Origin of the sequence: Kitasatospora sp. NPDC127111 (genome assembly GCF_042677465.1) — a bacterium.
Classification (GTDB): Bacteria; Actinomycetota; Actinomycetes; order Streptomycetales; family Streptomycetaceae; genus Kitasatospora.
The window spans coordinates 1-22,029 of the sequence record NZ_JBHXTG010000110.1; the positions used below are offsets into that span (position 1 = coordinate 1).

The following is a 22,029-nucleotide window of genomic DNA, read 5'->3' on the forward strand; positions in this document are numbered from 1 at the left end:
GCGGGCGCGCCGACCCCGGGCCCGCGCCCGGCGGCCCGCCCCGCGACTCCGGCGGCCCCGGCTGCTCCGGCGGCCGAGTTCTCCTCCCCGGCCCCGGCCGGTGAGACCCAGGCCCAGCGCCCGGCCCCGCAGGCCCAGCGTCCGGCGGCGCCCGCCGCCGGCGGCGCCCGTCCGGGCCCGCGTCCGGCCGGCCCGCGTCCGGGCAACAACCCGTTCACCTCGGGCAGCGCCACCGGCATGGCCCGCCCCGGCGACCGCCGTCCGGCCGCGCCCGGTGCGCGTCCGGCCGCTCCGGGTGCCCAGGGCGAGCGTCCCCGTCCGGGTGGCGACCGTCCGCGTCCGGCCGGTGCCCCCGGTGCCGGTGCCCCCCGTCCGGGTGGCGACCGTCCGCGTCCGGCCGGTGCCCCCGGTGCCGGCGCGCCGCGCCCCGGTGGTGCCCCGCGTCCGGGTGCGCCCGGCGCCCCGGGTGCCGGTGCCCCCCGTCCGGGTGGTGCCCCGCGTCCCGACGGCATGCCCCGTCCGGCCGGTCCGCGTCCCGGCGGCCCGTCCCCGTCCGGCATGCCGCGTCCGAACCCCGGCATGATGCCGCAGCGTCCGGCTCCGGGCCCGCGTCCGGGCCCCGGCGGCCGTGGCCCGGGTGGCCCCGGCGGCCGTCCCGGTGCTCCGGGCGGCGCCCGTCCCGGCTTCCAGGGCCGTCCGGCCGGTCCGGGCTCGCGTCCGGCCGGCGGTGGCTTCGGCGGCCCGCGTCCCGGTGGCGGTGCCCCGGGTGGCGGCGGCGGTTTTGGTCCGCGTCCGGGTGGCTTCGGCGGCCGTCCCGGCGGCCCGGGTGCCCGTGGTGGCACGCAGGGTGCCTTCGGCCGTGGCCCCGGTGGCCGTCCGGCCCGTGGTCGCAAGTCGAAGCGGGCGAAGCGCCAGGAGTACGAGGCCATGCAGGCCCCGTCCGTCGGCGGTGTGATGCTGCCCCGCGGCAACGGCCAGACCGTTCGCCTGTCGAGCGGCGCCTCGCTGATGGACTTCGCGGAGAAGATCAACGCCAACCCGGCCGCGCTCGTCTCCGTCATGTTCAACCTCGGTGAGATGGTCACCGCGACCCAGTCGGTCTCCGACGCCACGCTGCAGCTGCTGGCCGACGAGATGGGCTTCCAGCTGGAGATCGTCAGCCGGGAGGACGAGGACCGCGAGCTGCTGGAGTCGTTCGACATCGACTTCGGCGCCGACGAGGGCGGCGACGAGCAGCTGGCCCCGCGCCCGCCGGTCGTCACCGTCATGGGTCACGTCGACCACGGTAAGACCCGCCTGCTGGACGCGATCCGCAAGTCCAACGTGGTCGCGGGCGAGGCCGGTGGCATCACCCAGCACATCGGTGCCTACCAGGTCGTCACCGAGGTGAACGGCGAGCAGCGCCCGATCACCTTCCTCGACACCCCGGGTCACGAGGCGTTCTCCGCCATGCGTGCCCGTGGTGCCAAGTCCACCGACATCGCGATCCTGGTGGTCGCGGCCAACGACGGTGTCATGCCGCAGACGGTCGAGGCGCTGAACCACGCCAAGGCCGCGGGTGTGCCGATCGTGGTCGCCGTCAACAAGATCGACGTCGAGGGCGCCGACCCGACCAAGGTCCGCGGTCAGCTGACCGAGTTCGGCCTGGTGGCCGAGGAGTACGGCGGCGACACCATGTTCGTCGACATCTCCGCGCGCCAGGGTCTGCACATCGACCAGCTGCTGGAGGCCGTGGTCCTGACCGCGGACGCCTCGCTCGACCTGCGGGCCAACCCCGACCAGGACGCGCAGGGCATCGCGATCGAGGCCCACCTCGACAAGGGCCGCGGCGCCATGGCGACCGTGCTCGTCCAGCGCGGTACCCTCCGCGTCGGCGACTCGATCGTCGTGGGCGACGCCTACGGCCGCGTCCGCGCGATGCTGGACGAGAACGGCAACAGCCTCACCGAGGCCGGCCCGTCCCGTCCGGTGCTGCTGCTCGGTCTGACCTCGGTGCCCCGCGCCGGCGACAGCTTCATCGTCGTCGACGAGGACCGCACCGCCCGCCAGATCGCCGAGAAGCGCTCGGCCCGCGACCGCAACGCCGCCTTCGCGCAGCGTCGGGTCCGGGTGTCCCTGGAGGACCTGGACAAGGCCATCGCCGCCGGCTCCATCGAGCAGCTCAACCTCATCATCAAGGGTGACGTCTCCGGTTCGGTGGAAGCCCTCGAGGACGCCCTCGTCAAGCTGGACGTGGGCGAGGAGGTCGAGCTCCGGGTCCTGCACCGCGGTGTGGGTGCCATCACCGAGTCCGACGTGGACCTGGCGATGGGCTCGGACGCCATCATCATCGGCTTCAACGTGCGCGCCGAAGGCCGTGCGCGCGCCGCGGCCGAGAAGGAAGGCGTGGACGTCCGGTACTACTCGGTCATCTACCAGGCGATCGAGGAGATCGAGAACGCCCTCAAGGGCATGCTCAAGCCGGAGTACGAGGAGGTGCGCCTCGGCGCCGCGGAGATCCGCGAGGTCTTCCGCTCCTCCAAGTTCGGCAACATCGCCGGTGTCCTGGTCCGCGACGGCATCATCCGCCGCAACGCCAAGGCCCGCCTGCTGCGCGACGGCAAGGTCGTGGCGGAGAACCTCTCGATCGAGGGTCTGCGCCGCTTCAAGGACGACGCGACCGAGGTCCGCGAGGGCTTCGAGGCCGGTGTGACCCTGGGTTCGTTCAACGACATCAAGGTCGACGACATCATCGAGACCTACGAGATGCGCGAGAAGCCGCGCGCGTAAGCGAGTGGTGTCCGGGGCCGGTCGACGGGTGGAATTCCCGTCGACCGGCCCCGGTCTCGCTGTGTAGGGTCCTCGTACACCAGCCCGGTTCCGGGTTGGCACCAGCCCGGTTCAGGGCTGTCCCCGAGGCCTTCCAGGTCGGCGAGACCTGTCATACATGTTCGTGGGAACACTCACCTTCGACCTGCTGCTGGGCGACGTCCACTCGCTCAAGGAGAAGCGTTCGATCGTGCGGCCCATCGTGGCCGAACTGCAGCGCAAGTACAGCGTGTGCGCTGCCGAGACCGGGAACCAGGACCTGCACCGCAGGGCCGAGATCGGCCTGGCGGTGGTCTCCGGCGAAGCCGGGTACGTCACCGAGGTCCTGGACAGCTGTGAGCGGTTGGTCGCCGGCCGCCCCGAGGTTCAGCTGCTCTCCGCCAGGAGGCGCTACCACAACGACGACGATGAATGAGGTCTGCGGAACGGACCGGCGGGAGTCGCCGTTCTCACACAGATCAGGACCGAGAGCGCCCACAAGGCTGGGCGCGGGCCGGTACTTTGGGGCGTGGGCCCCGACGGGCAGGCAGCACGCCCGGGTATCCGGCCCACTGCACGAGGAGGCAACGTGACCGACACCGCAAGGGCGCGCAAGCTCGCCGACCGCATCCAGGTGGTCGTCGCCCAGACCCTGGAGCGGCGGATCAAGGACCCGCGGCTGGGGTTCGTGACCATCACCGACACCCGGGTCACCGGCGACCTTCGCGAGGCCACCGTCTTCTACACCGTCTTCGGTGACGAGACCGAGCGCGAGGCCACGGCCGCCGCGCTGGAGAGCGCCAAGGGCGTGCTCCGCTCCGAGGTCGGCAAGCAGACCGGGGTGCGCTTCACCCCGTCGCTGACCTTCGTCGCGGACGCCCTGCCGGAGAACGCCCGGAACATCGACGACCTGCTCGACCGGGCCCGGGCCATCGACGCCGCGGTGCGCACCACCGCCGCGGGCGCGACCTACGCCGGTGACGCCGACCCCTACAAGGTCCCGGCGTCCGAGCGTGACGACGAGGACGAGTAGTCATGGCGGGTGAGCCGGCGGCCGCCGGTTCGGCAGCCGGAGCAACCACGGGGGCGTCCTCCACCAGCACGGTGGAGGGTGCCCTCGCGGTGCTTCCGGCGCCACGCGCCGAGGAGAGCGGCTTCGAGCTGGTCTGGCAGCAGGTGGTCGCGGAGATCGGCCGGACCGGCTCGATCGACCTGATCTGCCACATCTGCCCCGACGGCGACGCGCTCGGCTCGGCCCTGGCGGCCGGGCTGGCGCTGCGCGGGCTCGGCCACGAAGTCCGGGTCTCCTTCGGCGACGACCCGCAGATCGTGCCCGAGTCGCTGGCCTTCCTGCCCGGCCAGGAGCTGATCGTGCCGGCCTCCGAGGTGCCCGACACCCCGGAGCTGGTGCTCTGCTTCGACGTGGCCGCGGAGAGCCGGCTCGGCCTGCTGCACGACAAGGCCTTCGCCGCGCCCGTGCTGGTGGTCATCGACCACCACGCCTCCAACCCGGGCTTCGGCACCCACCAGCTGATCGACCCGACCGCCCCGGCCACCGCCGTGCTGGTGGACGAACTGCTGCGCCGGCTCGGCGTCGAGCTCGACCAGGACCTGGCCACCTGCCTCTACACCGGGGTCGCCACCGACACCGGCTCGTTCAAGTACCGGGCCACCACGCCCGCGACCCACGAGTTCGCCGGCCGGCTGCTGGCCACCGGCATCCGGCACGACCTGATCTCCCGGCAGCTGTGGGACACCTCCTCCTTCGGCTACCTCAAGGTGCTCGCGGGCGCGCTCGACCGGGCCGTCTACGAGCCCGACGCGGCCGGCGGCCTGGGCCTGGTGTGGACCTGGGTGCCGTACCAGGACCTCGCGCTGTTCAGCGTCACCGTCGAGGAGATCGAGGGCCTGATCGACATCCTGCGCCGGCCGGCCGAGGCCGAGGTCGCCCTGGTGCTCAAACAGGACCCGGACGGCACCCTGCGCGGCTCCTCCCGCTCCAAGGGCGCGGTGGACGTCGCGGCCGCCTGCGCCGAGCTCGGCGGGGGCGGGCACACCTACGCGGCGGGGTTCTCCGCCCGCGAGGACGTGGCGGCCGTGGTCGAGCGGTTCCGCAGCGCGCTGCGGCCGGTCGGCTGATCACCCGCCCGTTGATCACTTCCACAGAAAAGAACAGATGAAGCGCAAAGGAACCGGTCCGGACGGCCTGGTCATCGTCGACAAGCCGGAGGGCATCACCTCGCACGGGGTGGTCGCCAAGCTGCGGTGGCTGGCCGGGACGCGGAAGGTCGGCCACGCCGGCACGCTCGACCCGATGGCCACCGGCGTGCTGGTGATCGGCGTCGAGCGGGCGACCCGGCTGCTCGGCCACCTGATGCTCACCGCCAAGACGTACGAGGCGACCATCCGGCTGGGCCAGACCACCGTCACCGACGACCGGGAGGGCGAGGTCACCTCCTCCACGGCGGCGGACGGTGTGAGCCGGGAGGCCGTCGAGGCCGGGATCGCCGCGCTCACCGGCGAGATCATGCAGGTGCCGTCGAAGGTCAGCGCGATCAAGATCGACGGCAAGCGGTCGTACGCGCGGGTCCGCGAGGGCGAGGACTTCGAGCTGGCGGCCCGGCCGACCACCGTGCACTCCTTCACGGTGCACGAGTACCGCACGGCCGTCGCCGAGGACGGCACCCCGGTGCTCGACCTGGACGTCACGGTGGAGTGTTCCTCCGGCACCTACATCCGGGCGCTCGCCCGCGACCTCGGCGCCGGGCTCGGCGTCGGCGGTCACCTGACCGCGCTGCGGCGCACCAAGGTCGGCCCGTACGGGGTGGAGTCCGCGCGGACGCTGGAGCAGCTGGAGGAGTCGGTGCACGGCGAGGCCGCCACCGGGCTGGAGGTGCTGCCGATCGGCGCGGCCGCGGCCGCGGCGTTCCCGCGCTGGGACCTCGACGCCGACCAGGCGAAGCAGCTCTCGCACGGTGCCCGGCTGAAGGCGCCGGGGCTGGGCGTGGACGGGCCGATCGCGGTGTTCGGGCCGGACGACCGGTTCCTCGCGCTGGTCGAGGAGAAGGGCGGTCAGGCGAAGCCGGTCGCGGTCTTCGTCGGCTGATCCCGTCTCGTCCCGGCTGATTCCGCCGCGGAGCCGGAGCCCCCCGTCGTCCCCGGGACGCCGGGGGGCTCGCCGCGTCCGGGGTGCCGAGGGGGCGGGGGCCGGCGGAGATCACTCGCGCGGGGCACCCGCGGGCACCTGAGCAGGTTCATCCGTGCGGGGGAGCGCGCGAGGTGAACGGCGGTGGTGAGCGGCGCGGGCGTGGTCGCACCGCGCCGCCGGCGGGCAGGCTCCCCGGCGGCGAGCAGGTCGCCGCGACGCGTCCGCCCGGGCCGCCCGGCCCTGCGGGGAGGGCTGCGCGACATGCCGGGATTCCTGGACGGCCACGAGGCGGCGGGTGATCCGGGGCGCTTCCTCGTCCGGATCCGCGACCTGGACGGACGGCTGCGCGGGCTGGGCTTCGTCGCCGACCCGCGGGGCACCGTCCTGACCGCCCACGAGAGCGTCGCGGGCCTGGGCCGGATCGTCCTGCACACCCCCGGCGGGCAGACCCGCGTGCTGGGCCCGGACAGCGTCCTGCCGTTGCCCGCGCACGGGCTCGCCCTGCTGCGGACCGACGGGGTCGGCGGCCTCCCGGTGCCGCCGCTGCCGATCGCGGGCGTGGCGGGGGTGCTCACCGGCCGGGGCGTGGTGCTGCCCGCGCCGACCGGCGAGGACGGGCGGACGGTGGCCCTGCGCTGCGGCGTCCTCGGCGCGACCGGCGCGGTCTACGTGCCGGACCGGCCCGCCGGTGGCCCGCCGCCGTCGGAGCGCTTCCACCTGCTCGGTGGTGTCCTGCTGCTCGACCCGCCCGTCGTCGGCGGCGCGGTGGCCGTCCCGGCGGGGGCACCCGTGCTGGACCCCCGCAGCGGTGCGGTGGTCGCCGTCGTCGCGCCGGCGCTGCGCGCCCCCGAGCGGGCGGGCGCGCTCACCGCCGTCCCCGCGAACGGCTCCGGAGCGGCGAAGACCGCCCCCGAGCTGGCCGAGGCACTGGCGCGGAACGCCGTCGGCGTCCCCGCGTACGGGACGGCGCTCAACCCGGCGGGCGTGCTGCGGCTGGCCGCCGCCCAGCTGGCGGCGGCGAGCGCGGGCCCGGGGCGGGTGGCCGCCCTGGCCGCCGACCGGGTCGACCGCCCGGACGGCCTGGCCGGGGACGAACCCACCGCGACGGTCACCGCCCTGGTCGGCGCGCCCGGCTCCGGCCGGACCACCGAACTCGCGGCCCTCGCCGCCCGGCGTGCCGGCGGGGACCGGCCGCTGCCGACCCTCTGGCTGCGCGGCGCCGACCTGCGGGCCGAGGACGTCCCGCTCGCCGACGCGGTCGAGCGCGCGCTGGGGGCCGCGGCGGCCGCGCTGGGTTGCCCGCCGTCGCCCGGGCCGGACGCCGTGGCGGCGCTCTGCGCGGCGGCGGGGCGGCCGCTGCTGGTCGTCCTGGACGGGCCCGAGGAGGCGCCCGCGCCGCTGGACGCGGCCTGGCTGGGGGCGGCCGGGGCGTGGCTGGAGGCGGTCGGCGCGCGGCTGTTGACGGCCTGTGGGGAGGAGGCCTGGCAGCGGCTGGCCCCGGACGGGGAGTCGCCGTGGGGCGGGGCGGCCGGGTGCCGGGCGGACGTGGGCGCGGCCGGGTGCGGAGCGGGAGAGTGGTGGAGTGCGCCGGCCGGCCCGGCCGGCGCGTTACCGGACGGCGCCGCCCCCGGCCCGCCGCCCCCCGGGGCGGCCGGCGGCCCGTGCCGCTGCCGCCGAGCCCTCGCCGTGCACCGCCTCGGGCCGCTGCCGTCCGAGGCCGCGGACCGGGTGCGGCGGCGGTACGGGCTGCCGCCGGGGTGGCCCGCCCCGGCGGACGCCCGGCACCCGCTGGCGGTACGGCTGGCCGGGGAGCTGTGGGCCGAGGGGCTGCGCGGTGAGCCGCCGTGCCGGGGCGAGCTGTTCGCGGCGCAGCTGGACCTGCGCTGTCTGCGGGTGGCCCAGCGGCTCGTGGACGGCGGGCGGCCGCGGCGGCCGGGCGCCCACCGCCGGGGTGCCGGGCGCCCGGCCAGGAGTTCGCACGGCCGGGTCCGGCGGCTGGCCGCGGCGGTGGCGGGCCGGGTGCACGAGGCGGCCCGGCGGATGCTGGGGGGTGAGCAGGGCGGGCTCGGCCGGGTGGCGTTCGAGGAGCTGTTCCCGGTGGCGGGCGGCTGGGCGGCGGCGGTGCTGGCGGAGGGCCTGTTCGTGCCCGCCGGGGCGGGGTACCGGCCGGCGCACGGCGAGTTCTCCGACTGGCTGCAGGGCCTGCACCTGGACCTCGACGCGGCGCTGCGGCTGCTGCTCGGCGAGGTCGAGGACACGCCGCCCCCGACTGCGGCCGGGCCGGGGGTGCCCCCCGGCGGCGGGGTAGCGGGAGCGGGGACCGGACGGCCGGGGGCGGACCGGGCGGTGCCGCACCACCGGGTCGGCCCGGTGGCGGCGGCGCTCCGGCAGCTGGCGGAGTCCTGGGGCGCGCCCGCGCTGGACCCGTGGCTGCACCGGATCTGGCGGGCGCTGGACCTGCGCCCGCCCGGCAGCGAGCCCGGCTGGTGGGCGGGCCGGCTGCTGGTCGCCGGGCTGGCGGCCAGCCCGGACCTGGCCGAACACCGGGCGCTGCTGGCCCAGTTGGCCGTCCGGATCGCCGAGGTCGCCCCGGCGGCCGGCGGGTTCGAACGGCTCCCGGCGGACGGCCTGGGCCGCTTCGGTGCGGAGTTCTGGACCGGCCTGGGCCTGCCCGCCGGCCACGAACTGGAGCTGCTGCGCCGCCTGGTGACCGCGGACGGGCCCGCGCAGCCGTTCCTGAGCGCCGTCGCCGGCCGGCTGCGCGCCGACCCGGCCGGTGTCCTGCCGCTGCTCTGCGACTGGTTCTCGGACCCGCGCGGTCTGCCCGGCCGCCCCGGCACCACCGTCGCCGACCTCGCCCACGACCTGCTGTACGCCCACCGCGCCCTCGCCCTGGACGAGTTGACGGAGGCGCTGGCCGACGCGGCGCACCCGCGGGCGGACGCGCTGCTCACCGTCCTCGCGGCCGAGGAGCCCTCCGCGCTCTGCCGGGCCGTGGACCGGTGGAGCCACGACCCGCGGCCCGAGCGTCATGTCGCCGCCGCCGTGCACGCGTTGCGGGTAGCTCCGCACGCCCGGGGCGCCGGCGTCGAGCTGCTGCGGTTCACCGCGCTGACCCTGCTCGCCCGGGAGGAGGAGCCGGGCCTGCACGGCGCCGCGCTGGCGCTGCTGCTCCGGGACGGCGCCACCCGGGCCGCCCACCTGCCGTCGGCGCTCGACCGCTACCGCGGGGGTGAGGACCGCTTCCTCACCGCGCGGGCGCTGGCCCCGGCGCTGGAGAGCGACCCGGAGCCGGTGCTCGCCGCGTTCGCGGACCGGCTGGAGCGGCCGGGCGCGCCGGTCGCCGGGATCCTGCGGGTCCTGGCCGACGCCCCGGCCGCGGCGGTGGGCCGGCGGGGCGCCGAGCTGGCGGCCCGGCTGCTGCGGGACCACCCGGGCGTGGCCGGCCCGGTCGCCGTCGACTACCTGGGCCGCCGGCTGGCGCGCGGGGCGGCCGAGGGGCCGGCAGCACGGTTGGAGCTGCGGCTGCTGCTCGGCAGCGCGCTGGCGGCCCGGTCGGCGGCCGTCCGCCGGCCGTTCGCCGAGGTGCTGGCGGTGCCGGTCGCCGAGGCCGTCGCGGACGCCGTGCGGTGCGAGCTGCTGGACACCGTGCTGGCCACCGAGGGCGACCCGGAGGTGCTCACCGCCGTGGTCGAGCGGCTGGCCGGGCACTGCGCGGCCGAGCGGCCGGCCCGGGCCCGGACGGTGCTGGCCCGGGCGGCGGCCGGGCTGCCGGACGCGGACGCGCTGCTGGTGCGCTGCGCCGGCCGCTCGGCGGAGTTCGCGCTGCTGCTGGCGCGGTGGCCCGAGGACGGCTGGCCGGTCCCGCCCGGCGGGCCCCGGCTGGCCCGGATGCGGGCGCTGGCGGCGGCCGGACGCGACCCGCGGCACGCCGCGGCGGAGGCCGAACGCGAGGCCGGGCGGCCGGCGGACGGGCGTGAGACCGGGCACACCGCGGGGCCCGGGACGGCGCCCGGGGCTCCGCCCGAGAACGATCGGGGGGCCGTTCGCACACCGGCCGGCGCGGCCCCGCCCCCGGTGGTGCGCGCAACCCGCCTTCCGGTGCCGAAGCAGGGGCAGGCGCATGGCACGCTATAGGGGTTCGGGTTTTGAGCGTTTGAGCGTACAGAAGGTACGCGCCGTACGGAACAAGGAGCGGTCAGGGTGCAGCGCTGGCGTGGCCTGGAGGAGATCCCCGGTGACTGGGGACGCAGCGTCGTCACCATCGGCTCGTTCGACGGTGTGCACCGCGGACACCAGCTGATCATCAACCGGGTGGTCGAGCGCGCCCGCGAACTCGGCGTCCGCTCGGTCGTGGTGACCTTCGACCCGCATCCGAGCGAGGTCGTCCGCCCGGGCAGCCACCCGCCGCTGCTCGCCCCGCAGCCGCGCCGCGCCGAGCTGATCGAGGCGCTCGGCGTGGACGCCGTGCTGGTGCTGCCGTTCACCGCGGAGTTCTCGCAGGAGTCCCCGGAGACCTTCTTCCGGCAGGTGCTGGTGGACGCGCTGCACGCCTGCCTGGTCATCGAGGGGCCGAACTTCCGCTTCGGGCACCGCGCGGCCGGCGACGTCGAGCTGCTCGCCGCGCTGGGCCGGGCGGCCGACTGCGGCGTCGAGGTGGTCGACCTGCAGGTGCGCGGGACGGCCGGGGACGGCGAGCCGTTCTCGTCCACGCTGATCCGGCGGCTGGTCGCGGCCGGCGACGTGACCGGGGCCGGCGAGGTGCTGGGCCGCCCGCACCGGGTCGAGGGCATCGTGGTGCGCGGTGCGCAGCGCGGTCGTGAACTGGGCTACCCGACCGCCAACGTGGAGACGGTGCCGCACAGCGCGATCCCGGCGGACGGCGTCTACGCGGGCTGGCTGACGGCCGACGGCGAGAGGATGCCCGCCGCGATCTCGGTGGGCACCAACCCGACCTTCGACGGCACCACCCGCACCGTCGAGGCCTACGCGATCGACCGGGTCGGCCTGGACCTGTACGGGCTGCACGTCGCCGTGGACTTCCTGGCGTACCTGCGCGGGATGGAGAAGTTCGAGTCCATCGAGGCGCTGCTGGACCGGATGGCCGACGACGTGAAGCGGGCCCGCGAACTGACCGACGTGGGCTGACACCGCCCGACGCGACAGGGCCCGCCGGCCGTCTGGGAACCGAGGACGGCCGGCGGGCCCTGTCACGTGCCCGCTCCTGCTCCTGCTACTGCTGCTGGGGCGGCTGCGGCTGCGGCTGGGGGTAGCCGTACCCGGCGGGCGGCTGCGCACCCGGTTGCGGCTGCGCCTGCGGGTAGCCGTACCCGGCCGGCGGCTGGGGCTGCTGCTGCCAGTCCTGCTGCGGCGGCTGCGCCCCGGGCTGCGGGTAGCCGTAGCCGGGCGGGGGCGGCGGGGCCTGCCCCGGCTGCGGGGCCCACGGCGCGCCGGGCGCGGGCTGGCCGCCCGGGTAGCCGCCCTGGCCCGGCTGCGCCCCGGGCTGCTGCGCCTGCTGCTGCGGGTAGGGCTGCTGCTGGGCCTGCTGCTGGTAGCCGTGCTGCTGCGGGTCGTACGCCTGCGCCTGGCCCGGGTACGGCCCCGCAGCCTGGACGGGCTGCTGCGCCTGCTGCTGCCAGCCGGACTGCTGGGCGGCCTGCTGGGCCCGGATGATGTCCTCGCCGACCAGGGTGGCCAGGTCGAAGTACGCCTCGCGGACCTTGGGCCGCATCATGTCGAGGTTGACCTCGGCGCCGGCCGCCAGGCTCTCGTCGAAGGGCACCACGACGACGCCGCGGCAGCGGGTCTGGAAGTGCGCGACGATGTCCTCGACCTTGATCATCTTGCTGGTCTCGCGGACCCCGGAGACCACCGTGATGCTGCGCTGCACCAGGTCGGCGTAGCCGTGCGCGGACAGCCAGTCCAGCGTGGTGGAGGCCGAGGAGGCGCCGTCCACGCTGGGGGTGGAGACGATGATCAGCTGGTCGGCGAGGTCCAGCACCCCGCGCATCGCGCTGTACAGCAGGCCGGTGCCGGAGTCGGTCAGGATGATCGGGTACTGGCGGCCCAGCACGTCGATCACCTGGCGGTAGTCCGAGTCGTTGAAGGTGGTCGAGACGGCCGGGTCGACGTCGTTCGCCAGGATCTCCAGGCCCGAGTGCAGGTCCTGCGAGGTGAACTGGCGGATGTCCATGTAGCTGCGCAGGTGCGGGATGGCCGTCACCAGGTCGCGGATGGTCGCGCCGGTCTGGCGCTTGACCCGGCGGCCGAGGGTGCCGGCGTCCGGGTTGGCGTCGATCGCGATCACCTTGTCCTGGCGCTCGCTGGCCAGGGTCGCGCCGAGCGCGGTGGTGGTCGTGGTCTTGCCGACGCCGCCCTTGAGGCTGATCACGGCGATCCGGTAGCAGCTCAGCACCGGGGTGCGGATGATCTCCAGCTTGCGGGACTTCTCGGCCGCGGCGGCCTTCCCGCCGAACTGGAACCGCGGCTGCTGGCGCTGCTGCTTCGGCTGGCTGCGCAGCAGCCGGTCCGAGGACAGCTCGACGGCGGCCGTGTAGCCGAGCGGCGCGCCGTGCGCGGTCTGCTGCGGGGCGGCGGCCTGCTGGAACGCGGCCGGCGCCTGGGCCTGCGGCGCCTGCTGCTGCCACGGCTGGGCCGGGCCGGGCTGCTGCGGCTGCTGCCCCTGCTGCGGATCGTGCGGGGCCTGCGGGGCCTGCGGCTGCTGGTAGGCGTTCGGCTGCGGCCAGCCGGCCTGCCGCGGGTCGACCGGTGCGGCCTGCGGTGCCGTCGCCTGCTGGGGGGTGGACCAGGCCGGGGCCTGCGGGTCCTGCGGCTGGGCGGGCTGCGGGTACGGCTGCTGGGCCTGCGGCTGGGCGGCCTGCTGCGGGTCCGGGTAGGCCTGGGGCTGCTGCTGCGGGTCCGGGTACGGCTGCGCGTGCTGCGGCGCCGGGCCTGGCTGCGGCTGCGCGTGCTGCGGGGCCGGGCCGGGCTGCGGCTGCGCGTGCTGCGGGGCCGGGCCGGGCTGCTGCTGCGCCGTCGGGTCGGTCGGCGGCCAGGGCTGGGCCGGAGCCTGCTGCTGCTCCGGCGCGGGCACCGGCGCGGCCGCGGCCAGGTCGGCCGGGGGCGCGACGAACGGGACGTGCTGCGCCTCGACGTGCGTGGCGGGCGCGGGCACCGCCGCCGCCTCCGGGGCCGGCTCGGGGGACGCCACGGCCGGGGCGGCCGCCTGGTCCGGGACCGCCGCCGGAGCGGGCGCGGCGACCGCCTGCGGCGGCACCGCCGTGCCGTCCGGTGCAGCGGCGACCGGCGGCACGGCCAGCACGGTCGGCGCCGGGACGGGTGCGGCCGCGGGCCCGGGAGCGGCCACCGGCTCGCTCACCGGGGCGGGCGCGGGACCGGGCGCGGGACCGGACGCGGGAACGGGTGCCGGCCCGGGCGCCGGAACAGGTGCCGCCGCCCCCGGTCCCCCCACCGGTGCGGCCGCGGCCGGAGCACCCGCCCCGCCCGGCGGTCCCGCCGCCGGACCGGGCGCGGGCCCGGGCGGCACCGGAGCGGCCGGAGCCGCGGCGGCCTCCGTCTGCACGTACCAGGACGGGGGAGTGTAGTCGGGGGCGTCGGACCAGTCGTCGTCGTCCTCCGCCGCGTTGTCGCCGACGTAGACGCCGTCCCGATCGCTGCTCACCTTGGGCTCCCTCGTGTTCGCCGCCGCTTTCCGCGGTGCCGTTGCCGCATCAAAGACTAGGCCGTGCAGCACCCCCCGTTGAAGGCGGAGTCTCATCTCGCCGGGGGAGCGGCGGGGAACCGGGGGCGCGGCCCGCCACCGTCCGGCCACCGGCGAGGCGGCGGCCGGGACGGCGACGCGGGCGCGGGCCCGGCGTCAGTCGATCCGGCGCGGTCCGCCCAGGACCTGCTGCTCGGCCTGCCCGGCGATGGCCCGGACGTACTGGCGGCGCATCCGGGTCGTCCAGAGCGTCATGTCGTCGGTCAGCGTGGGCAGCGCGGTGACCTCCTGCGGGCCGAGCGAGAGCACCCGGCCGATCAGCTCGGCCTCCTGCGGCGACACCCGCTGCACCCCGACCAGGTCGGCCGAGTTCAGCACCCGGGCCGCGTTCGGGCCGAGGTACGGGACCAGGGTCAGCGTGGTCTGCCAGGGCGCGGCGGAGAGCCGGCTGCGCGGCGGGCGCACACCGAGGTCGCGCACCACCAGCACCGGCGAGTTGACCGAGGCGCCCTGCGGGCCGAGCCGGCCGACCTGGTGGATCGTCACGCACGGCTGGCCGCCGCCCGCCGCCTGGGCCATCGGGCCCCAGAGGTGCGCGCGGGCCGTCTCGACGGCGATCCGGGCACCGGTGGCGGCCGCCCGCAGCGCGATGATCTGGGCCGTCCAGACCCCGCCGACCAGGACGAGGTCGTAGGAGTTGGGCCGGAACAGGCCGAGCACGGCCGGCTGCCGGCTCTGCACGTCCTCGCCGATCAGCACGCCGTCGTCGCCGACCGGGAAGGAGAGCGCGCCGAGGTCCTCGACGGTCAGCACGTGCTTCTCCCGGCGCGGGCCGCGCAGGCCGAAGCCGGGCAGGATGCGGGGCCGCACCCGGGGCTGCTCGGCACCGGGCTGCGGGGCGGGGGCCGGATAGGTCTGGTACGCCATCAGGAAGCACCTCCCAGGGGCAGGGTGGCGAGCATGCCGGGGGCCTGCTCCAGGTCGAGCCGGGTCAGGCCGAGGCCGGCGCTCTGCGCGCGGGCCTCCACCAGCCGCCCGACCTGGGCCACCTCGCTCTCGCTGCGCCCGGTCACCCGGACGTGGCCGCTGATGGTGACCGAGCCGCCGGTGCCGTGCCCGGCGGTCAGGCTGAAGGTGCTGGCCAGCGCGGGCGAGCCGGTGACCAGGTTGACGAGGTCCGGCGCGGCGATCCGGCCGGGGGAGCCGCCGGGGCGGCTGAGCTGCGGCCACCGGGAGATCCAGTAGGTGCTGTGCCAGCGGTCGTCGATCCGCCAGAACCGGTTGCTCTCCTGGGTGCGGCGGCCGCTGCCGCCGCCGCTGCCGGTGCCCTGACGGCCCGCCACGGAGCGCGGGTTGGCGCAGGTGGAGATGGCCAGCGCGGCGATCAGCTCGCGCTCGTCGAGCACGGTGGCGTTGAAGCCGGCGCTGTTGAGCCGCCCGGCCAGCTGGTCGGTGACCCGCTGCAGCGCCTTGCGGGCGCCCTCCTCGCCGCCGCCGCGGGCCCGCACGGCGGTGGCGGCGCGCTCCGGGTCGAGCTTGAGCGCGACCCAGGTGAGCCGCAGGCCGGGGGTGGCGGTGCCGTCCGGCAGCTCCTGGTAGGCGCGGGCGGCCAGCGACTGCTCGGGCAGGTGCTGGGCGGGCGCCGGCTGGGTGTGCTGGACCACCTGGACGGACTCCAGCGAGATGTCGTCCACCCGCAGCGCCGAGCAGATCACGTCCAGCGGCAGCGGCAGCGCGGTGCGGGCCGGGCGCAGCGGCTGGTCCTTCGCCTGGACGAGCAGCACCGAGGTGAGGAACGTGCCGTCGCCGACCATGCCGGTCTCACGGCGCATCGGGCGGCCGCCGAAGTCGGTCTCGGTGGCGTGCGTGCAGGTGCGCAGGGCCGGTTCGAGCTCCAGCGCGGGAGCGACGGCCGGGTCGGTGCCGACCGGCGGCACGTTGGTGCGGGCCCGCTTGCGACGGGCCTTCAGGGCGGCGCGCACCCGCAGCGTCTCGGGGATGGTCCGGCCGCGCAGCGGGATCAGCGCGAGGACGACCAGCGCCAGCCCGATCGCGCCGAAGGCGCCGACCATCATCTTGTTGATGGTCCAGCCGACCGCGACCAGCGCCACCGCGACCTCGACCAGCACCAGCTGCTGGAGCTTCAGCCGGCCGCCGAGCAGCCCCGGCCGGGGGTGCACGCGGACGGGCACGGGGTCGCCGGGGCCGCCGGCGGGCACGGGCGAGGGCGCGGCGGCGGGGCCGGGATCGCGCTGATCCCGGCGGCCGGACCGGCGCGACCCCCTGCCCTGTGCCGTGCTGCGGCGCCCTGGAGCGGTCTGGCTTGGCATCCCCCGAGTGGCCCTCTCTGATCAGTTGTCGCGGCCCGGTTGGCCGGTTCGCGAACCGTACCCGTACCGTACTCACCGTCTGCTGCCGCATCGTAGAGGGTTCGAGCCTGGGCTCGCCCGGCGGGTGCGGACCACGGGGTATGTCGGTCAGACAGGGGAGACGACGAGCATGGCATCACGCCGGGACGAGCTGAACGCGTACACGTTCGCCCGCAAGCGAACGGTCGGGGCCTTCCTGCTGCCCAGCGGCGGCGGTAGTGACGAGGACGCGCCGCGGCCGGTGAAGGCGGTCCTGCCGAGCGTTCTCGTGGGTGCCCTGGTGGTCGGCGGGTTCGCGGTCTGGGGGGTGTTCAAGCCCGGTGCGCCGGTGGGCTGGGACGACGGCAAGAACGTCATCCAGGGCAAGCAGAGCACCACCCGGTACGTGGTGCTGCCGGACCCGGACGGCAAGACCAAGCGGCTGCACCAGGTGCTCAACATGGCCTCGGCGCGGCTGGTGCTGCCGGCGGACGCCAAGGTCGTGGTGGTCGCGGACGAGGTGCTCGACAAGTACCCCAACCACGGCCCGGCCATCGGCATCCCGTACGCGCCGGACAAGCTGCCGACGAAGGACAACGTCAGCAAGGCGATGAAGTGGTCGGTGTGCGACCGCCCCGGCTCGGACGACAAGCAGGAGACCGTCAACCAGGCGGTGTTCGTGGCGGGCGGGGCCGACGCCGAGAAGCTGGCGGCCAAGGACCGCGTGCTGGACGTCGACCAGGCGCTGCTGGTGCAGCAGGTCGACGAGCAGCAGGTCTCCACGCAGCCGAGCGCCGGTCAGCCAGCCGCCGGCCAGGGCAAGTTGAAGCTTTTCCTGGTCGACTCGAAGGGTCGCAAGCACGCGCTCGCGCCGAACGAGCCGGACGAGGCCAAGGCGCCGCTGATGAGCGCGATCTTCGGGCCGAACGCCGTCCCGCAGCGGGTGAAGCGGGAATGGGTGGACACCCTGGCGACCGGCAGCGACATCGTCTTCCCGAAGATCGACGGGCTGGTGCCGGACGTCAAGGGCCCCAACTCCTCGGTGGCGCTGGACAACGCGCAGGACCGCAAGATCGGCCGGCTGGTCCGGTTCGACGACCGCTTCTACGTGGTGGGCAAGGACCGGCTGTACCTGATCACCCCGTTCCAGGCCGACCTGATCCGTCAGAACCCGGCGCTGCAGCCGCTCTACAACCAGGACGCGGACAAGACGCCCCGGGTCGACCGGATCACGCCCGCGGAGCACTCCAAGCTGAAGAGCGACACCCCGCTGATGGGCGAGGGCGGCAAGGACTGGCCGACCAAGACCGGTGCGCCCGCCAACAACTGGCAGGCCCCGAAGGACGCCCGGACGGTCGTCTGCAGCACCTACGACGGCGTGGCGGAGGACGGCAAGACCCCCCGCCGCAGCGTCTGGGTGGGCGCGGACTACCCGGTGCAGTACGGCGGCGGCGCCGTCTCGGCCCATGTGACGCCCGGTCTGGGCCTGTTCTACCGCGCGCTGGACAACGGGGCGGAGGGCTCCGGGAGCGACTACCTGATCACCGAGACCGGTCTGCGCTACGCGGTCCCGGCGAACAGCACCGGCGGCAAGGGCGGTGCGGCGACCCCGGCGCCCGGGCAGCCGAGCCCGACCGCGTCGAAGACGCCGTCGGCCCAGCCCACCGACCCGGCCGCACCGCAGCAGCAGGAGGAGACCGGCGGCAACCAGGCCCGGCTGGGCTACGGGGGCCTGCAGCCGGTGCCGGTGCCGCAGGTCTGGTCGAACCTGGTTCCGGCCGGTCCGGCGCTGAACTCGAAGAGCGCGGCGCAGCAGCAGAACGCGTGATCGTCCGCGTCCGGCAACGGAATTGGCCTCAGTGTCATGGTCTGGTAACTAGCCGTCGCCCGGTGTTGGGTGAGTTGCGTGTGCCGACTACAGTGCTGCAGGACATCACAACCGTGATGCACGGAACGGCCGGATTCGGGCCGTCCGGACACAATGTCTGTCTCATGGGGGACGGTAGAGCATGGGTCAGTTCACGACGACCGCTCAGGAGATGCTGGCTTTCGCCAAGCACATGGACGAGGTCATCGGCAAGATCGACGGCGAGATCAAGAGCCTCAACGCGCTGGTCGACTCGATCAAGGGTGGTTGGAAGGGTGACGCCGCCACCGCGTACGGCAAGCTGCAGGCCGACTTCAACGAGGACGCCCGGCTGCTGAACGACTCGCTTCGCAAGATCAAGGAAGCGATCGAGGTCACGACCAAGCAGTACGCGCAGACCGACGCGGACCAGCAGGCCGCGTTCAAGGGCTGATCCCCGCTCTCTGCAAGGACAGTTACCGACGTCGCTCACTGAGGGCGGACGTCGCCACCCCGACAAGGAGACGTTGTGTCCGACGGTCAGATTCTCGTTAACTTCGAGACCGTTCGTAACGCCGGTTCGCAGGTGCGCAACACCGCCAACCAGATCAAGGCCCAGCTGGACGAGCTGAAGTCCGGCGTCACCAAGATCGCCCACAGCTGGACCGGTGTGGCCCAGGAGGGCTACCGCGCCCACCAGGCGCAGTGGGACCAGCGCGCCGCCCACCTCCAGGAGACCCTGGCGAAGATCGCCACCTCGCTGGACCACGCGGCCGACAGCTACAACAGCACCGAGAACAAGAACAAGAGCCTCTGGGGCTGACGGAGCCTGAGCCCCGCCAGGGGCGCGAGTGACTCCGCCGAAGGGGCGGGTGCCCGGGACACGGGCACCCGCCCCTGGCGCGCAACACGGGGTGGACGACATGAGGGGTGGCAGGGTGTCCGGAGTCAGGTACCGGAAGGCCGCGGCGACGGTGGCCGCGCTCGCGGTGCTCGGCGGTCCGCTGGCCGCCCCGGCGTACGCGGACGGACCCGGCATCGCCGCCGCCGGCGACTGCTCGAAGGCCGCGCAGAACGTCCAGGCGGTGCCGTGGTCGCTGCAGCGCATGGTGCTCGACGAGCTCTGGCAGGACGGCCGGACCACCGGCGCGGGCGTGACCGTCGCCGTCATCGACACCGGTGTGGACGACACCAACCCGCAGCTCGCCAACCGGGTCGTCGAAGGCGCCATGCTGCTGAAGGAGAAGGACGGCCAGAAGCCCGAGGGCGGCGCCAAGACCGACCCGGTGGGCCACGGCACCAAGGTGGCCGGCATCATCGCCGCCGCGCGCAGCGACGTGACCGGCTTCGTCGGACTCGCTCCGGGTGCCACCATCCTGTCGATCCGCCAGAACGACGCCGAGGGCAGCGGGGACGTCCACACCCTGGTCGCGGCGATCCAGACGGCGCTCGACAAGGGCGCCAAGGTCATCAACATCTCCCAGGACGTGCGCGGCGCCGGCAACACCCAGTTCGCCGGGTACGCCGAGCTGAAGGCCGCGGTCGAGGCGGCCGAGGCCAAGGACGTCGTGGTGGTCGCCTCCACCGGCAACGACGGCAAGAAGGGCGACACCTTCCCCGCGGCCTTCCCCACGGTGCTCGCCGTCGGCGCCTCCGACCGCAACAACGAGCGCGCCCCCTTCTCCCAGTACGGCGACTTCGTGGACGTCGCGGCGCCCGGGGTCGACATGCTCTCCACCGTCCCGCACGGCGGCCAGTGCGTGGACAACGGCACCAGCTTCGCCGCGCCGTACGTCGCCGGCCTGGCGGCGCTGCTGGTCGGCGCCCACCCCAAGTGGAAGGCCCGGCAGGTCCGCGCCTGGATCGAGCAGACCGCCCAGCGCACCGACCGCAAGGCGAACGAGTACGTCGGCTGGGGCGTGGTCGACCCGGTGAAGGCCGTCACCAAGGCGCCCGAGGTGGCGCCGGAGGCGGCCACCGAGGACCCCCCGCTGCCGCTGGCCGCCGCCGCGATCGTGCCGCAGCCGGTCGGTCTCGGCGAGACCCAGGCCGACCGTGACGGCCGGACCGCGACCTACGTGCTGGGCATCGGCGCCCTGCTCGTCGCGCTGCTCATCGGCGGCGGCATCGTGCTGCGCGACCACCGCCGGCGCCCCGCGAACTGAGCCCGGAAACTCCTCCCACCCGCGTGTAACATCCCGCCGCGCTCACCGCATCCAAGAGGTGTCGACGAGAAGCGAGCGGGGAGCGCGGGGCATGGGGTGGATCGGTGGCACACGTGAGGCCGGGGACACCGAGTTCGTCGAACTCGTGTCGAGCCGCACCGGGCACCTGTACCGCTCGGCCTGCCTGCTGACCAGCGGCGACACCCACCACGCCGAGGACCTCGTCCAGGAGGCCCTCAGCCGGATGTACGTGCTGTGGCGCCGCAGCGCGTGGACCGGCGGGCGGCACCGCATCGACAACCCCGGGGCGTACGCCCACACCGTGATGGTGCGCACCTTCCTCGCCCAGCAGCGCCGCCGCTCCAGCGGCGAACGCCCCACCGGCGAACTGCCCGAGCCCGCGGGCGCCGAGCCGGACAGCGCGCTGCGGCTGACCCTGCTCGACGCGCTCGGCCGGCTGTCCGCCAAGGACCGGGCGGTGCTGGTGCTCCGCTACTGGGAGGACCGCAGCGTCGAGGAGACCGCCGAGGTGCTGCGCGCCTCCTCGGGCGCGGTCCGCACCCGGACGACCCGGGCCCTCGGGCGGCTGCGTGCCCTGCTCGGCGACTCGCTCGCCGAACTCGCCGCCTGCTGAGCCACTGCCCGTCGAACGCGGGCGCCCGTCCACCGACCCATCCCGTGACCGAAAGAAACGGTGATCACCCATGTCCGGACAGGACAAGTTCGAGGACGATCTTCTCTACGCCCTCACCCGTGCCGGTGAGGGCTTCCGCACCGAGACGGCGCCGCTGGCCACCGCCGGCCTGGCCCGCGGCCGCCGCCGCTGGCGCCGCCGTTCGGCCGCCGCCGTGGTGAGCGGGGCGGCGGCGCTGGCCCTGGTCGGCACGGGGGCGGTGTACCTCTCCGGCGGGAGCGGCTCCCCGGCCGGGACGGTGCTGACCGCGGCCGCCTCGGGCACGGGCGGCGCCCCGGCCACCGCGAGCGGCACCGCCACCGCGACCGGGAGCGCCACCGCGTCGGCCCCGTCCTCCGCCTCGGCGGGTCCCGTGATCACCGGTGACGAGGTGCTCGCCACCTTCCGGTCGCTGCTGCCCGAGGGCAAGGTGTCCGACGCCAAGGGCCGGGGCACGGACGACGCGGCGGACAAGGGCACCTATGTGGGGGCGGACCTGGTGTTCGACGACGGCCGGGGTGGGGCGCTGATCTCGATCGGGATCCAGAAGCACCGCAAGGGCCAGGACCCGGCCCGCAGCTGCCCGGACCCGAAGGTCGCGCGGATCGACTCCTGCTCGGCCACCACGCTGGCGGACGGCTCCAAGCTCTACCTCAGCCAGGGCTACGAGTACCCGGACCACCGCGCCGACACCAAGGAGTGGCTGGCGGTGCTGACCGGGACGGACGGCCGGGAGATCACGATCAGCGAGTGGAACGCGCCGCAGGAGAAGGGCGCGCCCGACAGCCGCCCCAACCCGCCGCTCACCCTGGACCAGCTGAAGGCCGTGGTCACCGACAAGGCCTGGGACCGGATCGCCGCCGCGGTCCAGTACGACGGCGTCGACTACGTCGAGCAGGACACCGGCCTGTCCCTGCAGGACCGTCAGGCGATCCTGGCCCGGCTGCTGCCCGCCGGGGTCACGGTGACCAAGATCACCGGAAGCGAGATCTTCGCCGACGTCCAGCTGGCCCAGGGGTCGGCCACCGGATCGCTGGTCCTGCGGGTGCAGAAGGTGGTGCCGGACCAGTCGACGGAGAAGCTGTTCGAGGGCTCGACCGCGCTGCCCGACGGGAGCCGGCTCAAGCTGTACGGCCCGGGGACGGCCGATCCCAAGGGCACGCCGATGGCCGACGTCCTGCACCCGGGCAACCTGCGCGTGCTGGCCGCCCAGGGGCCGGGCGGCAAGCCGCTGCTCACCCTGGACCAGCTGCGGGCGATCGCCGCCAGCCCGGAGTGGAAGCCCAAGAAGTAGGGCCCGTCCGGGCGCGGACGCGGCAGTGCCCCGGGCCAGGGGGAGCCC

Annotated in this window: 16 protein-coding genes; 13 read left to right on the top strand and 3 right to left on the bottom strand. The window is 75.4% G+C overall.

Annotated elements, in window-relative coordinates; all coding sequences use genetic code 11:
• The 7 genes from infB to ACFVHB_RS37570 all read left to right on the top strand — a co-directional run.
• A partial coding sequence (gene infB / locus ACFVHB_RS37540; protein WP_380331703.1) for a translation initiation factor IF-2 occupies positions 1 to 2,769 on the top strand: 2,769 nt, incomplete at its 5' end.
• Between the two features lie 157 nt (positions 2,770 to 2,926).
• A complete protein-coding gene (locus ACFVHB_RS37545) occupies positions 2,927 to 3,223 on the top strand; it encodes a DUF503 domain-containing protein (protein ID WP_030289887.1) in 297 nt (98 codons plus the stop codon).
• A gap of 153 nt (positions 3,224 to 3,376) precedes the next feature.
• A complete protein-coding gene (gene rbfA, locus ACFVHB_RS37550) occupies positions 3,377 to 3,820 on the top strand; it encodes a 30S ribosome-binding factor RbfA (RefSeq protein ID WP_238741323.1) in 444 nt (147 codons plus the stop codon).
• A 2-nt stretch (positions 3,821 to 3,822) separates the two neighbouring features.
• The gene (locus ACFVHB_RS37555; RefSeq protein WP_380331708.1) at positions 3,823 to 4,926 is read left to right on the top strand and encodes a bifunctional oligoribonuclease/PAP phosphatase NrnA; all 1,104 of its coding nucleotides are present in this window, start codon (positions 3,823 to 3,825) and stop codon (positions 4,924 to 4,926) included.
• A 37-nt stretch (positions 4,927 to 4,963) separates the two neighbouring features.
• Entirely contained in the window at positions 4,964 to 5,893 is a 930-nt protein-coding gene (gene truB, locus ACFVHB_RS37560; protein ID WP_380331711.1) for a tRNA pseudouridine(55) synthase TruB, read from the top strand.
• 303 nt (positions 5,894 to 6,196) lie between these two features.
• A complete protein-coding gene (locus ACFVHB_RS37565; RefSeq protein WP_380331714.1) occupies positions 6,197 to 10,072 on the top strand; it encodes a serine protease in 3,876 nt (1,291 codons plus the stop codon).
• 66 nt (positions 10,073 to 10,138) lie between these two features.
• A complete protein-coding gene (locus ACFVHB_RS37570) occupies positions 10,139 to 11,083 on the top strand; it encodes a bifunctional riboflavin kinase/FAD synthetase (protein WP_380331717.1) in 945 nt (314 codons plus the stop codon).
• Between the two features lie 85 nt (positions 11,084 to 11,168).
• On the opposite strand, the gene ACFVHB_RS37575 is transcribed toward ACFVHB_RS37570, so the two are convergent.
• From ACFVHB_RS37575 to eccE, 3 genes are all read right to left on the bottom strand, one after another.
• Positions 11,169 to 13,616 carry an AAA family ATPase gene (locus ACFVHB_RS37575; RefSeq protein ID WP_380331720.1) on the bottom strand — a complete coding sequence of 816 codons (2,448 nt, stop codon included), beginning with the start codon at positions 13,614 to 13,616 and terminating at the stop codon, positions 11,169 to 11,171.
• A 195-nt stretch (positions 13,617 to 13,811) separates the two neighbouring features.
• Positions 13,812 to 14,582, bottom strand: coding sequence for a hypothetical protein (locus tag ACFVHB_RS37580; RefSeq protein WP_380331723.1), 771 nt, complete (start codon positions 14,580 to 14,582; stop codon positions 13,812 to 13,814).
• Complete coding sequence (gene eccE / locus ACFVHB_RS37585) at positions 14,582 to 15,847, bottom strand: type VII secretion protein EccE (protein ID WP_380331726.1); 1,266 nt, start codon at positions 15,845 to 15,847, stop codon at positions 14,582 to 14,584. The genes ACFVHB_RS37580 and eccE overlap by 1 nt, the downstream gene beginning before the upstream one ends.
• A gap of 307 nt (positions 15,848 to 16,154) precedes the next feature.
• Here eccE and ACFVHB_RS37590 point away from each other — a divergent pair, with 307 nt between their 5' ends.
• The 6 genes from ACFVHB_RS37590 to ACFVHB_RS37615 all read left to right on the top strand — a co-directional run bounded on the left by ACFVHB_RS37590 (position 16,155) and on the right by ACFVHB_RS37615 (position 21,981).
• Positions 16,155 to 17,831 (top strand): type VII secretion protein EccB, encoded by a 1,677-nt coding sequence (locus ACFVHB_RS37590; RefSeq protein ID WP_380331729.1) that lies wholly within the window; start codon positions 16,155 to 16,157, stop codon positions 17,829 to 17,831.
• Positions 17,832 to 18,012: 181 nt separating this feature from the next.
• Positions 18,013 to 18,303 carry a WXG100 family type VII secretion target gene (locus ACFVHB_RS37595; RefSeq protein ID WP_380331732.1) on the top strand — a complete coding sequence of 97 codons (291 nt, stop codon included), beginning with the start codon at positions 18,013 to 18,015 and terminating at the stop codon, positions 18,301 to 18,303.
• A 75-nt stretch (positions 18,304 to 18,378) separates the two neighbouring features.
• Positions 18,379 to 18,672 (top strand): WXG100 family type VII secretion target, encoded by a 294-nt coding sequence (locus tag ACFVHB_RS37600; protein ID WP_380331735.1) that lies wholly within the window; start codon positions 18,379 to 18,381, stop codon positions 18,670 to 18,672.
• A 100-nt stretch (positions 18,673 to 18,772) separates the two neighbouring features.
• A complete protein-coding gene (mycP, locus tag ACFVHB_RS37605) occupies positions 18,773 to 20,014 on the top strand; it encodes a type VII secretion-associated serine protease mycosin (RefSeq protein ID WP_380331738.1) in 1,242 nt (413 codons plus the stop codon).
• Between the two features lie 91 nt (positions 20,015 to 20,105).
• On the top strand, positions 20,106 to 20,648 hold the full coding sequence (locus ACFVHB_RS37610) for a SigE family RNA polymerase sigma factor (protein WP_380331741.1): 543 nt from the start codon (positions 20,106 to 20,108) through the stop codon (positions 20,646 to 20,648).
• Positions 20,649 to 20,718: 70 nt separating this feature from the next.
• Complete coding sequence (locus ACFVHB_RS37615; RefSeq protein ID WP_380331743.1) at positions 20,719 to 21,981, top strand: hypothetical protein; 1,263 nt, start codon at positions 20,719 to 20,721, stop codon at positions 21,979 to 21,981.
• Positions 21,982 to 22,029 lie beyond the last annotated feature (48 nt).

Bases quoted from the DNA above. Each gene is read 5' to 3' on its own strand.
- ACFVHB_RS37565 (WP_380331714.1), top strand. From the start codon at position 6,197: ATGCCGGGATTCCTGGACGGCCACGAGGCGGCGGGTGATCCGGGGCGC.
- ACFVHB_RS37595 (WP_380331732.1), top strand. From the start codon at position 18,013: ATGGGTCAGTTCACGACGACCGCTCAGGAGATGCTGGCTTTCGCCAAG.
- ACFVHB_RS37555 (WP_380331708.1), top strand. From the start codon at position 3,823: ATGGCGGGTGAGCCGGCGGCCGCCGGTTCGGCAGCCGGAGCAACCACG.
- ACFVHB_RS37615 (WP_380331743.1), top strand. From the start codon at position 20,719: ATGTCCGGACAGGACAAGTTCGAGGACGATCTTCTCTACGCCCTCACC.
- mycP (WP_380331738.1), top strand. From the start codon at position 18,773: ATGAGGGGTGGCAGGGTGTCCGGAGTCAGGTACCGGAAGGCCGCGGCG.
- truB (WP_380331711.1), top strand. From the start codon at position 4,964: ATGAAGCGCAAAGGAACCGGTCCGGACGGCCTGGTCATCGTCGACAAG.
- ACFVHB_RS37545 (WP_030289887.1), top strand. From the start codon at position 2,927: ATGTTCGTGGGAACACTCACCTTCGACCTGCTGCTGGGCGACGTCCAC.
- ACFVHB_RS37610 (WP_380331741.1), top strand. From the start codon at position 20,106: ATGGGGTGGATCGGTGGCACACGTGAGGCCGGGGACACCGAGTTCGTC.
- ACFVHB_RS37580 (WP_380331723.1), bottom strand. From the start codon at position 14,582: ATGGCGTACCAGACCTATCCGGCCCCCGCCCCGCAGCCCGGTGCCGAG.
- ACFVHB_RS37590 (WP_380331729.1), top strand. From the start codon at position 16,155: ATGGCATCACGCCGGGACGAGCTGAACGCGTACACGTTCGCCCGCAAG.